General features: G+C 71.8%; 12 protein-coding genes and 1 riboswitch. Of the genes, 4 read left to right on the forward strand and 8 right to left on the reverse strand.

The annotated features are described in order from the left end of the window. From E1166_RS25040 to E1166_RS25055, 4 genes are all read right to left on the reverse strand, one after another. Positions 1-440 (reverse strand): Na+/H+ antiporter NhaA (locus E1166_RS25040; RefSeq protein WP_207914503.1); only part of this gene is annotated, 440 nt, incomplete at its 3' end. A gap of 175 nt (positions 441-615) precedes the next feature. Next, on the reverse strand, positions 616-1290 hold the full coding sequence (locus E1166_RS25045) for a transglycosylase family protein (protein WP_132342397.1): 675 nt from the start codon (positions 1288-1290) through the stop codon (positions 616-618). Beyond that, a riboswitch (cyclic di-AMP (ydaO/yuaA leader) is annotated at positions 1289-1458 on the reverse strand. Its footprint overlaps the gene before it by 2 nt. A 365-nt stretch (positions 1459-1823) precedes the next feature. Further along, the gene (gene htpG / locus E1166_RS25050) at positions 1824-3710 is read right to left on the reverse strand and encodes a molecular chaperone HtpG (protein ID WP_279433232.1); all 1887 of its coding nucleotides are present in this window, start codon (positions 3708-3710) and stop codon (positions 1824-1826) included. 89 nt (positions 3711-3799) lie between these two features. Beyond that, the gene (locus E1166_RS25055) at positions 3800-4459 is read right to left on the reverse strand and encodes a class I SAM-dependent methyltransferase (protein ID WP_132342399.1); all 660 of its coding nucleotides are present in this window, start codon (positions 4457-4459) and stop codon (positions 3800-3802) included. A gap of 92 nt (positions 4460-4551) precedes the next feature. Between E1166_RS25055 and smpB the strand changes: the two genes are divergently transcribed. The 3 genes from smpB to E1166_RS25070 all read left to right on the forward strand — a co-directional run bounded on the left by smpB (position 4552) and on the right by E1166_RS25070 (position 6908). After that, positions 4552-5034 (forward strand): SsrA-binding protein SmpB, encoded by a 483-nt coding sequence (smpB, locus tag E1166_RS25060; protein ID WP_132342400.1) that lies wholly within the window; start codon positions 4552-4554, stop codon positions 5032-5034. Positions 5035-5136: 102 nt separating this feature from the next. After that, entirely contained in the window at positions 5137-5952 is an 816-nt protein-coding gene (locus E1166_RS25065) for an MEDS domain-containing protein (protein WP_132342401.1), read from the forward strand. After that, positions 5949-6908: a sensor histidine kinase gene (locus E1166_RS25070; protein WP_132342402.1), complete on the forward strand. Its 960-nt coding sequence runs from the start codon at positions 5949-5951 to the stop codon at positions 6906-6908. The genes E1166_RS25065 and E1166_RS25070 overlap by 4 nt, the downstream gene beginning before the upstream one ends. 69 nt (positions 6909-6977) lie before the next feature. Here E1166_RS25070 and E1166_RS25075 read toward each other — a convergent pair whose 3' ends face one another. From E1166_RS25075 to E1166_RS25085, 3 genes are all read right to left on the reverse strand, one after another. Then, positions 6978-7391 carry a type II toxin-antitoxin system Phd/YefM family antitoxin gene (locus E1166_RS25075; RefSeq protein WP_132342403.1) on the reverse strand — a complete coding sequence of 138 codons (414 nt, stop codon included), beginning with the start codon at positions 7389-7391 and terminating at the stop codon, positions 6978-6980. A 118-nt stretch (positions 7392-7509) separates the two neighbouring features. Continuing rightward, positions 7510-9243: a M28 family metallopeptidase gene (locus tag E1166_RS25080; RefSeq protein ID WP_132342404.1), complete on the reverse strand. Its 1734-nt coding sequence runs from the start codon at positions 9241-9243 to the stop codon at positions 7510-7512. 205 nt (positions 9244-9448) lie between these two features. Then, positions 9449-10648: an RtcB family protein gene (locus E1166_RS25085; RefSeq protein WP_132342405.1), complete on the reverse strand. Its 1200-nt coding sequence runs from the start codon at positions 10646-10648 to the stop codon at positions 9449-9451. A 491-nt stretch (positions 10649-11139) separates the two neighbouring features. Between E1166_RS25085 and E1166_RS25090 the strand changes: the two genes are divergently transcribed. Then, complete coding sequence (locus E1166_RS25090) at positions 11140-11994, forward strand: alpha/beta hydrolase family protein (protein ID WP_132342406.1); 855 nt, start codon at positions 11140-11142, stop codon at positions 11992-11994. On the opposite strand, the gene E1166_RS25095 is transcribed toward E1166_RS25090, so the two are convergent. After that, the coding region (locus E1166_RS25095; RefSeq protein WP_132342407.1) for a M15 family metallopeptidase at positions 11949-12644 on the reverse strand (696 nt) is incomplete at its 5' end. The genes E1166_RS25090 and E1166_RS25095 overlap by 46 nt on opposite strands.

Here is a 12644-nt window from a genome sequence, read left to right on the forward strand (position 1 = left end):
GCGCCCGCCCCGCCGGCGATCGCCGCGTAGATCAGGGCCGGCACGATCACCCCACCGGCGGCGGCAGCCACCGGCACCGCCGCCCGGCGCGGATCCCGCAGGTCACCGGCGACGAACTCGCGTTTGAGTTCCAGCCCGGCGACGAAGAAGAAGATCGCCAGCAGACCGTCGGCGGCCCAGGTGGCCAGGCTGAGATCCAGGTGCAGCGCCGCCGGCCCCAGCCGGAGGGCGCGCAGCGCCTCGTACCCCTGTGCCCAGGCCGAGTTCGACCAGATCAGGGCCAGCAACGCGCCGACGAGCAGCAGCGCCCCACCAACGGTCTCCTTGCGGAGAATGGCGGAGATGCGGCGGGTCTCGCCCCAGGATCGGCGGGCGAACAAACGGCGCCGGGTGGCGTCGGTCACGGGAACTCCTCGTCGGCAGCGGACGCGCGTACTCATCGCCGACCAGACTTCCCGGCACACCTGGCCCAACCCTATCCGGCCGGGTCTCAGGTCGCCCGGTGCGCCCACCCCCACCCAGGCGCGTCACCAAGGACCCCGGCAGCCCGAACCGTGCCCGGGACACGTCGACGCCCGGCCGGTGGACCTCCGGCCGGGCGTCGGGGTCGGTGTGTCAAACGCTGAGCTTCTGCCCCGGGAAGATCAGACCCGGGTCGGCACCGACGACCGCGCGGTTGCGCTCGTACAGCGCCTTCCAGCCACCGGAGACGTGGTGCGCCTCGGCGATGCCGGACAGGGAGTCCCCCGGCCGCACGACGTAGTTGCCGTTGCCGGTCACCGGAGCGCGACGCGCCTGGTTGCGGGTGCTGCGCTGCTCGTCCCGCGAGGACCGCTCAGTCGTCGACGCGGCATGCTTACGGGACTGCGAGCGCTGCGCCGACTGCGACGACTTCTCCTTCTTCCCAGCGTAGCTCTTGGTGGAGCCGCCCTTCTTGCCGCAGGTCGGCCAGGCCCCGATGCCCTGGCCCTTGAGCACCTTCTCGGCGATCGCGATCTGCTCGCTCCGACTGGCCAGGTCGGCGCGGGCGGCGTACTTCTTGCCGCCGTAGCCGGCCCAGGTGCTCTGGGAGAACTGCAGGCCACCGTAGTAGCCGTTGCCGGTGTTGATGTGCCAGTTGCCGCTGGACTCGCACTGGGCGATCGCGTCCCAGTTGACGCTGGCGGCGCTCGCCGGAGCGGCCGGCGCCAGGACGGCGGCGGCCCCGGTGACCGCACCGACGGCGAGAGTGCCGACGGCGATGCGGCGCGAGCTGACCCGTCGATGACGGGCGACGTATGCAGTTGCCATCTGTGATCCTCCACGCCGACGAGGTGAGCTGTCGGGTTCGGGCCGAGGAGCCCGGCCGCCGTGGCGGCTTCACCCCGAGGTGACGTGCACCGAGGAACGTGGGTCCCCCGCTCCATGCCCGGGTGACTGGGTCCGTGGCCGGCGGCATGGATTAGGCGTAACCGGCCACGGTGTCCGCGATCGCGGACCCCAACGACGTTAGGAAGCCTTTCGGCGGATCGCCCACCTGTTGAGAGGTTCTTCACCCGGTCAGGCGAGGGCTCCGGACCTCCGGTTGCGAGGTCCAGGCCGACGTGCACAATGCCCGGTCACATCGCATCCGAGCGCACACGGTGACGGCCCCGCTTCTCACCGTCGACGCCTCCCCGACTCGGCGCTGCCGGTCGGCGACCAACCCATCCCGATGAGTCACCGTCCGATCTGGCCGCGGGAGGAGCCCGCCCGATCTGGGTCGGCGGGCGGCCTCTGTGGTGGACAGCAGGCCACGCGGGCCCGGGACGGGATCCGTCCCGGGCCCGCAGCGACAGGTGGCCTCAGAGGGTACGGGTCAGCCGGTCGGCGAGCACCCGGGCGAAGCGGGCCGGGTCGGTCAGGTCGCCGCCCTCGGCGAGCAGCGCCATCCCGTACAGCAGCTCGGCGGTCTCGGCCAACCCCGGATCGGCGGCGTCCCGCTGGTGGGCGGCGCGCAGCCCGGTGACCAGCGGATGCGTCGGGTTCAGCTCCAGGATCCGCCGGACGACCGGCACCTCCTGGCCCATCGCGCGGTACATCTTCTCCAGTGTGGGGGTGAGGTCGTGCGCGTCGCCGACGAGGCAGGCCGGCGAGGTGGTCAGCCGGGCGGAGAGGCGGACCTCCTTGACCGTGTCGGAGAGCGTGTCGCGGAGGAACGCGAGCAGGTCGGCGTACTCCTTGGCCTGCTGTTCCCTTTCGGTCTCGGCCTCCTTGCGCTCCTGCTCGGTGTCCAGGTCGACCTGTCCCTTGGCGACCGAGCGCAGCGACCGGCCGTCGAACTGGCCGACCCGGTCCACCCAGACCTCGTCGACCGGGTCGGTGAGCAGCAGCACCTCGTAGCCCTTGGCCCGGAACGCCTCCAGGTGCGGGGAGTTCTCCAGGGTCGCCCGGTGCTCGCCGGTGACGTAGTAGATCTCGGTCTGGCCCTCCTTCATCCGGGCCACGTAGTCGTGCAGGGTGGTGGGCTCGGTGGCGTCGTGGGTGGACTCCACGCAGAGCAACTCGAGGATCGCCTCGGTGTTGTCCGGATCCTCCAGCAGGCCCTCCTTGAGCACTCGACCGAACTGCGACCAGAAGGTCCGGTAACGCTCGGCGTCTGCGGTGCGCATCTCCTTGAGGGTGGTGAGCACCTTGCGGACCAGCCGGCGACGCACGATCTGGATCTGCCGGTCCTGCTGGAGGATCTCCCGGGAGATGTTGAGCGACAGGTCGTGCGCGTCGACGACGCCCTTGACGAAACGCAGGTAGTCCGGGATGAGTGCGGCGCAGTCGTCCATCACGAAGACACGCTTGACGTAGAGCTGCACACCTCGGCGGCCGTCGGCCCGGTAGAGGTCGAACGGGGCGTGCGACGGGATGAACAGCAACGCCTCGTACTCGAAGACCCCCTCGCCACGCATGTGGATGGTCTCCAGCGGGTCGGCCCAGTCGTGGCTGACGTGCCGGTAGAAGTCGCGGTACTCCTCCTCGGCGACCTCGTCACGGGGCCGGGCCCACAGCGCCTTCATCGAGTTGAGGGTCACCGGCTCGGCGTCGGCGGTGACCAGTCGAATCGGCCAGGCGATGAAGTCGGAGTACCGCTTGACGATCTCGCGGATCCGGCCGTGGTCGGTGTAGTCGTGCAGGTTGTCCTCGCTGTCGACCGGCTTGAGGTGCACGGTGACCGAGGTGCCCTGCGGGGCGTCGTCGACCGTCTCGATCACGTACGTGCCCTCGCCGGTGGACTCCCAGCGGGTGCCCTCGGTCTGGCCGGCGCGGCGGGTGAGCAGGATGACCTTCTCGGCGACCATGAAGGTGGCGTAGAAACCGACCCCGAACTGCCCGATGAGGTCCTGGTTGCCGGCCTCCTTCGACTCCTTGAGCTTGCGCAGCAGCTCCGCGGTGCCGGAACGGGCGATGGTGCCGATCAGCGACACGACGTCCTCGCGCGACATGCCGATGCCGTTGTCCCGGACGGTCAGCGTCCGGGCCTGCTCGTCGGTGGCGATCTCGATGTGCAGGTCCGAGGTGTCGACCTCGAGATCCTTGTCGACCATCGACTCCAGCCGCAGCTTGTCCAGCGCGTCGGAGGCGTTGGAGACGAGTTCGCGCAGGAAGACATCCTTGTGCGAGTAGATGGAGTGCACCATCAACTGCAACAGCTGACGCGTCTCGGCCTGGAACTCCAACGTCTCGGTCCGGCTGCTCACACCAAACCTCCTCATCCGGTTGTCGCGGTCCCACCCCGGGATCCGGGCAAAGGATACGAGCCGCGTGGCCGTCCGGTGACGCCCGGTCGTCACATCGGCCGGCGAGCCAACAGGAACGCCTGCGCGGTGGGCTCGACGCCGCCGGGCCACGGTTGCGGCTCGCGGTGCAGCCGGGCGTGCGTGGTCAGCCCGGCCGCCGCCAACAGCTGCGCCACGTCGTCCGGTCGACGCCGGTGGAAGACCACGTCGACCGGGTCACCCCAGGCATCGGTACGGTGCACGTGCTCGTCGCCGACCTGGAAGCCGAGCAGCAGGTGCCCACCGGGGGCGAGCACCCGGTGGAACTCGGCGAAGACGGCGGGCAGCAGATCGTCGGGCACGTGGATGACCGAGTACCAGGCGAGCAGCCCGGTGAGCGTGGCGTCGGGCACGTCGAGCGCGAGCATCGACCCGACGGTGAAGCGCAGGTCGGGGTGGAGCCGGCGAGCCTCGGTGATCATGCCGGGTGAGAGGTCGACGCCCTCGACGTCGAGGCCGAGGTCACGCAGGTGCCGGGCGACGCGCCCGTTGCCGCAGCCGACGTCGAGGACCCTACCGCCGCCGTCGGCGCCGACCAGCTCCGCGAAGGCGGCGAGCAAGGCCCGCTCCAGCGGCCGGGCGGCCAACTCGTCACGGGTGAACTCGGTGTACCGCACCGCCATGGTGTCGTACGCGGCGCGGGTGCGGGTCAGGAAGTTGGGCTCGGTCACGACCGCCGACCCTACCGGTGCCCGGGCACGGAGGCGTCCCGGCGGATAGGGTGCGTCGAGGCAGGTGCTCGCAGGCAGTTCGGGAGGTCGTCGTGGCCAGGGAGACCGGGCGGACGCTCATCGCCTCCAACAAGAAGGCGCGGCACGACTACACCGTCCTCAAGACCTACGAGGCGGGGATCGTGCTGGCCGGCACCGAGGTGAAGTCGCTGCGCGAGGGCCGGGTGTCGCTGGTCGACGCGTTCGCCCAGGAACGCGACGGCGAGATCATGCTCTACGGCCTGCACATCGCCGAGTACGGGTTCGGCACCTGGACCAACCACCAGCCGCGGCGGACCCGCAAGCTGCTGCTGCACCGGGTGGAGATCGCGCGGATCCTGGAGCGGCTGCGCGACGGCGGCGTGACGTTGGTGCCGTTGTCGATGTACTTCAGCAACGGCTGGGCCAAGGTCGAGCTGGCCCTGGCGCGGGGCAACCGGTCGTACGACAAGCGGCAGGCGCTGGCCGAGCGCGACGCCAACCGGGAGATCGCCCGCGAGTTGGGCCGCCGCCTCAAGGGCCGCCGGCCCGTCTGAGCATCCGTCTCGACGCGGCGAGCTGACCGACGACCGTGCGCGGCGACGTCCCACGGTCCGCCGGCCGGGCTGGGCATACACTGCCCGGATGAGGTGGTCGACGTGACCGACGGGACGACGGCGCAGCGGCCCTGCGGTCACGTCTGCTGGGCGTACGACGATCCGGCCAGCTTCGAGGCACGGGCGCGGGAGTACCTGCTCGCCGGTCTGGCCGCCGGTGACCGTGTCCGCTACGTCACCGGCGAGCCGGTGCCGGTGGTGGTGGAACGGTGGTGCGGCGCGCCCCGGCTACGCGACGCCCTGCGCACCGGCGCGGCCGAGATCTGCTCGATCGACGACATGTACGGCGCGGACGTCCTGGACACCGACGCCCAACTGGCGTCCTACACCGCCATGATCGAGGCCGCGATCGCCGACGGGCACGCCGGCTGGCGGGTCGCCGCGGACGCCACCCCCCTGGTCCTCGATCCGGTGCGGCGCGACGGGTTCGCCCGCTACGAGCACCTGGTCGACCGGTTCCTGCGTGCCCGGCCGATGTCCGCGGTGTGCGGCTACGACCGCAGCCGGCTCGACGAAGCGGCGGTCGAGGAACTGGCCTGTCTGCACCCCACGTCCGACCCGGGCACCAGCCTGTTCCACCTGTACGCCGGTGACGGCGGCCTGGTCCTCGACGGCGAGCTGGACACGTCCAACCACGACGTGTTCGCCACCGCGCTGCGGCGCGCCGACCACGACCCGGACGAGTTGGTGCTGCACGCCGAGGGGCTGCGCTTCATCGACCACCGCAGCCTGCTGCACCTGCATCGGCACGCGCAAAGCCGCCATGGCGCGGTGGTGCTGCGCACCCCGTTGACCCCGGCGGCCAGGCTCGTCGCCCTGCTCGGGCTCTCCGGGATACGGGTGGAGGTGACCGGATGAGGACCGGAGCCGCCGCCGGCCATACCGGCTACTTCCACGAGGCCGTCCTCTACGACTCGCCGGAGCATCTGCTCGCCGTCGTGGTGCCCTTCCTGCTCGACGGGGTCGCGGCGGGCGAGCCGACGATGGTCTCCTTCGGTGAACGCCACACCGCCCTGCTGCGCTCGGCGCTGCCGCCTCGCTCCGGGGTGACCTTCCTCGCCGGCGGTGACGTCTACGCCCGGCCCTCCGCCGCGATCCGCTCCTACCGGCAACTGCTGGCCGACCAGGTCGCTGCCGGCGCGACGCAGATCCGGATCGTCGGCGAACTGCCCCCGGTCGCGTTCGGCCGTTCCTGGGACTGGTGGAGTCGGTACGAGTCGGCGATCAACCACGCCTACGACGACTTCCCGTTGTGGAGCATGTGCCTGTACGACACCCGGAGCACCCCGCCGGAGGTCCTGACCGACGTGGTCCGTACGCATCCGCGGACCGCCACGCCGGACGGCCGGCACCTGCCCAACGAGGTCTACACCGCACCCGAGGTCTACCTGCGGGAGCCGCGCCCGGTCGCGCCCGACCCGTTGCAACGCGGCGTGCCGCTGGTCGAGCTGGTCGACCCGACCCCGGCGCAGGCCCGCGCGGCGGTGCACGCGGTGGCCACCGACCACGTAGGCGCCGACGAGGTGGACGATCTGTCCGTGGCGGTGAGCGAGGCGGTGACCAAGGCGCTGCGGCACGGTCGACCGCCGGTGCGGTTCCGGCTCTGGGCCGGCGACGGACGGGTGGTGGTGACGGTCGGTGACGCCGGCACGGGGCCGACCGATCCGTACGCCGGGCTGCTGCCGGCACGAAATGTCGCCTGCGGTGGCCTGGGGCTCTGGATCACCTACCAGTCCTGCGACCATGTGGCGATGCAGCGCGGCCCGGACGGCTTCACGCTGCGGTTGACCACCGGCGACCCGAACGCCACCTGACGGCGGCACACGACGTCGCAACACCCGGAATGCCGCAACCTGCGGGGCCGCCGGACGGCACGGCGGGGGTCAGCCGCGGGACAGGTCCCGGTGGGCGGCGCGCAGCCGGTCGACGGTGGCGTCGGTGCCGGGCGGGACGCGCCGGTCCAGCTCCGCCCAGACCTCGGCGAGGGCGTCGGTGACCGCGCGCAGCTCGGCGGCGTGCCGGCGGGCACCCTGCCGATGGGTCTCCTCCAGTCGACGGGCCCAGCCCGCGGTGACGGCGGCGAGCCGCTCGTCGTCGGCACGGGCCTGGGCGGCGGACCGCGCCGCGGCGGCCGGCACGACCGCGGCGAGCGGGCGGGGGTCGCCGTCGCGGGTGACCAGGGTGACCGTGTCCGTCAGTTCGGCCATGGCGATCACCTGGGTCAGCCGGGTGCGCAGCTCGCGCAGCGGCATGGATCGGGGTCGACCACTGTGGTGGGTCAGCGCGGGGGCAGCCATGACTCCATGTTGCGGCCCGGGTACGACATTTACCACCATCAGGTCCTGCGGGGCCGGTGACGCAGGTGGACGCGATGCCGGGGCGGGGTGGGCGGTGCCCCACCCCGCCCCGGGTGGATCAGCTCGCCTGCAGGGTCACGTCGTCGATGACGAAACTGGTCTGCAGGGACGCGTCCTCGGTGCCGGTGAACCTCAGCGTGACGGTCTGACCGGCGTACGACGCCGCGTCGAACGAGCGCAGCAGGTAGCCGCTGGCGGCGTCGAGGTTGGAGTAGGTCGCCAGGGTGGTGGTGCCGAGCTGCACGGTCAGCTTGTCGTACGCGGTGCGCGTGGTGGTCTCGGCCGTGTCGATGTGCAGGTGGAAGGCGAGGGTGTACGTCGTGCAGCCGGCCGGGACCGTCAACGACTGCGACAGGGTCTCGGTGCGGGTTCTGCCGTCCCCGCCCAGCCACGCCTTGTACGACCCGGTGCGCGCCGGCTGTCCGGCCGAGTTGGTGATCACGCCGGAGGTGGCGGTCCACGGCGCGGTGCCGGACTCGAAACTGGTGTTGCCGACCACCTGACCACCGGCGCAGTTCCCGCCGTCGGTGACGGTGAGGCGGTAGGTGGCCGTCCGACTCACCGAGCCGGTGCCGGTGACCGTGACGGTGAAGGCGCCGGCGGTGGCCGTCGGCGAGGCGGTCACGGTCATCGTGGCGGAGCCACCGGAGGTGACCGACGCGGGACTGAACGACACGGTGACGCCGGCAGGCACGCCGGAGGCCGACAGGGTCACGGTCTGGGCGCTGCCGCCAGTGGTGGCGGTGCGGACGGTGGCGGTGGCGGACGCGCCGCGGGCGACGGTGCCGGAGGTCGGGCTCACCGTGACGGAGAAGTCGTCGGTCGGGTTGCCGGTGCCGACCGCGAGCTGCCAGAGGGCGTAGGCCACCCCGTCGGCGCTGCGGTCGAGGTGGGTGGAGCTGATGTTGCTGATCGTGTCGCAGGAACGGTGGTAGCAGGGATCGTAGGAGGCGTTGGCGGTGCCGCCCCACTTGGCGGCCTGGGCGCTGGTCTTGCGGGCGCTGGCGCCGGTGGCGTACCCGGAGGTGGGAATGCCGGCCTGCTGGAAGGAGTAGTCGTCCGAGCGGCCCTGTCCCTCGACGTTCTCCTCCGGCTGCAGCCCCAGCGAGTCCCAGTACGCCTTCAGCGGAGCCGCGGTGGTGGAGGTGAGCCGGTTGATGAAGTAGCCGCCGTTGGTCGAGGCGACCATGTCGAAGTTGTAGTAGCCCTTGATGTGACCGCGCTGGGTGGCGGTGAGCGAGTTGACATAGAACTCGGAGCCGTTGAGGCCCTGCTCCTCGTCGGTCCACCAGGCGAACCGGACCCGTTTGGTCATGGTCGGGTTCTGCTGGGCCAGCACCAGCGCGTTCTCCAACAGGACCGCCGAGCCGGAGCCGTTGTCGTTGACGCCGGGGCCGGCGGCGACGCCGTCGAGGTGCGCCCCGAACATGACGACCTGGTCGGCAGGGCCGTGCGGCCACTCGGCGAGGAGATTGTTCGACCGGTACACGCAGGTCGTGCAGGTCTGCTCGGTGACGGTGTAACCGGCCGCCTCAAGCGTGGACCTCACGTAGGCGACCGAGGCGGTGTAGCCGGCCGAGCCGGCCCGGCGGTTGCCGCCGTTGCCGGTGGCGATCGTGTGGAACCGGCTCACGTGGGCCTGGACGTTCGCCACCGAGATGTCCGGCGCCGCCAGCGCGGCCACCGGGGCGGCGGTCGGCCGGATGGCGGTGGCCGGTGGCGCGGCCAGCGTCATCGTCACCGCGGCGAGCACGGCCACGGCGAGTCCGGTCGTCGACGTTCTCAATCTCATGTGGGCTCCTCATGGCCGCCGGGGCGTGACCGGCCCCGATCCGGGGTACGCGGGACGCCCGCGACCCGGGGGTGAGGTCGCGGCGGCCACACCGGTGATTGAGACACTGGCATGCATCAATCACATGGTCAATCGGCCGGACGGCGTCACACGTCCGGGCCGCCGGGGCGACGGCAACGGCCGGCACTTCTCGGCGCCGGCCGGCTCAACCCTTCACGCAGACCACCTGCTTGAGGTGCGCCACCACCTCGACCAGATCGTCCTGCTGGGCCATCACCCGGGTGATGTCCTTGTACGCGCCGGGGATCTCGTCGACCACCCCGGCGTCCTTGCGGCACTCCACCCCCTCGGTCTGCCGCCGCAGATCCTCGATGCCGTACGTCCGCTTCGCCTGCGCACGCGACATCCGCCGTCCCGCGCCGTGCGACGCCGAGCAGTACGCGTCCGGATTGCCCCGCCCCCGCACGATGTACGAGCCGGTGCCCATCGATCCCGGGATGATGCCCAGGTCCCCCCGCCCGGCGCGGATCGCCCCCTTGCGGGTGACCAGCAGGTCCACGCCGTCGTAGCTCTCCTCCGCCACGTAGTTGTGGTGACACGAGATCGGCTCGCCGTAGCTGACCTGCGGGAAGTGCTCCCGCAGCACGGCGCAGAGCAGGGCCAGCATGACCGCCCGGTTGCGCCGGGCGTACTCCTGCGCCCACCACAGGTCCCGGCGGTACGCGGCCATCTCCGGCGTACCGGCGAGGAAAACCGCCAGGTCGCGGTCGGGCAGGTCGGCGTTGTGCGGCAACCCCCGGGCCACCCCGATGTGCCGCTCGGCCAACTCCTTGCCGATGTTGCGGGAACCGGAGTGCAGCATCAGCCACACCTGCCCGGCGTCCGGACCGCCCTGCTCCAGGCAGACCTCGATGAAGTGGTTGCCGCCACCGAGGGTGCCCAGCTGCCGCTGGGCCCGGGTCTCCAGCTGGGCCACCCGGCGGTCCAGCTCGCCGAAGCGCCGCCAGAACTCCACCCAGCCGGCCTGCTCCAGGCCCGGCACCCGACGCGGGTCGACGGCGTCGGCGCGCTGCTGGAAACCGACCGGGATGGTCGCCTCGATCGCCGACCGCAGCGCGGAGAGGCTGTCGGGCAGGTCGGCGGCGGTCAGCGAGGTACGCACCGCGCTCATCCCACAGCCGATGTCCACGCCGACGGCGGCCGGAGACACGGCCTGACGCATGGCGATGACGGAACCGACCGTGGCGCCCTTGCCGTAGTGCACGTCGGGCATGACAGCGACACCGTGCACCCAGGGCAGCGCGCCGATGTTGCGCAGCTGCCGGGCCGCCTGCGGCTCGATGCCGTGCGGGTCGGTCCAGACGCGTACCGGTGCCCGGGTGCCCGGCAACGGGGTGAATGCCATGGTCGTCTCCTTGGTCGTCGTGTCCCGCCCAGGCGGGTGCGGCCGGCCGACCCGCGTTCGCGCGGGCGGTACCCGCTCCGGTGGGTGCCGGGGCCGGCGTCGGGGTGTGCGGAGGGTAGGTTCCCGCCGGTGTGCGGCCGAAGCCGTCGGCGTGGCCCGGGAACGAGAAAGCCGCCCGGTCCCGGGTGGGGTGGGCGGCCGTGTCGGCGACGCGTGCGCTATCCGCGTCGCCGCCCTGGTCGCCGACCACACCGGCCTCGGTCTGGTTCGCCGGCCGACAGCGTGGCACCACCACAGGGCCACAGCCGCGTCGGGTGGGTGCTGATCAGCTGCGGCACGGTGGGCTCCCGGAGATCTTCGGCGTGCTGGTGTGTCGTCGACCGTAGGTGGACCGCCCGGCAGGCGCAACGGATAATCGCCGTACCACGATGGGCGGTCGCCCGCGCGCAGCGGCCACCGCGCCGCACCGCGAGGCGGTACGGTGACCGACCATGGCACTGGTCCGCTGCGACTTCTCCTCCGCGGCGCTCGGCCTCGACACCTCGATGCAGGTGATCCTGCCCGAGCCCGCCACGTCCCCGAGCCGACCGGCCGACCGGGACCCGCCCGTGTTGTACCTGCTGCACGGCCTCACCGACGACGAGACCGGTTGGCTACGCCGGACCTCGATCGAGCGGTACGCGCAGCCCCTGGGACTGGCCGTCGTGATGCCGCGCGCCGAGCGGAGCTTCTACACCGACGAGGAGCACGGCAACCGGTTCTGGGCGTTCCTCACCGACGAACTGCCCCAGGTGTGCCGGTCGTTGTTCCGGCTGTCCGACCGTCGGGAGGACACCTTCGTCGCCGGTCTGTCGATGGGCGGCTACGGGGCGGTGAAGTGGGCGCTGCGTCACCCGGACCGGTTCGCCGCCGCCGCCAGCCTCTCCGGGGCCCTCAACGTCGCCCACCGGCGCAACCACCCGACCCGCCCGCCGGACGCCCGGGTGTGGCACACCGTGTGGGGCGACCGGGCGGTGGCCGACGGCGACGACGACACGGTGGCCCTGGTGCGCAGCGCCGGACCGGACACACCGGCGCTCTACGTGGCCTGCGGCACCGAGGATTTCCTGCATGAGGACAATCTGACGTTCGTCGAGGCGGCGCGGGAGCGGGGTGTGCCTCTCACCGTTGACTTCTCCCCCGGCGACCACGACTGGGCGTACTGGGACGCGAAGATCCAGGACGTGCTGTCCTGGCTGCCGCTGCGTACCCGCACCGACGGCGTACCCCCTGAGTCCGGCCCGCGGAGCCGGGCCGGCGACTACCGGGGCGGCAGCGAGGACGCCGCCACCGGGAAGTCGAAGTAGGTGTCGGGGTACGGCTCGTCGACGAGGCGGTAGTGCCACCATTCCCGGTCGTAGTTGACGAATCCCTGCTGCGTCATCAGCCGTTTCAACAACTGGCGGTGCTGCCGGGCGGCGCCGGTGATCCGCGGGTCGTCGGTGTGCGCGAGGGGATCGAAGCAGTCGAAGCCGGTGCCCATGTCCACGCTGCCGTCGGCGAACCGGCGGTCGGCGGGCGCGGTGCAGGCCACCACCGGCTGCCCCGGCGGGCGGCTCGCCCCGGGCGGTACGGGCAGCGGTTGCAGGGTGAGGTCGACCGTGCTGCCCCGACTGTGCGAGGTGGGCGCACCGAGGTACCCGTCAGCGAAGAGCCGGTCCTTGGCCACCCGGGGGTAGAACTCGGCCTTCATCCGCTGGTCGGTGGGATCTTTCGCCCAACGGACGAAGTCGTCGACGGCCCGCCGCGGGCGGTAGCAGTCGTACACCCGCAGGCCGTACCCGTACCCGCGGGCGGTGGCCTGGACCCGGCTCAGCGCCTCGGCGGCCGAACGGGTGAGCAGGCAGACCGGTTGCTGGTAGCCGTCGACGGGCCGGCCGAGGAAGTTGTGGCCGGTGGCGTACCGGATATCGGTGGTGATGCTCGGATCGACCTCGGACAGCACCACGACATCGGC

Source organism: Micromonospora sp. KC213 (assembly GCF_004348325.1).
GTDB lineage: Bacteria > Actinomycetota > Actinomycetes > Mycobacteriales > Micromonosporaceae > Micromonospora.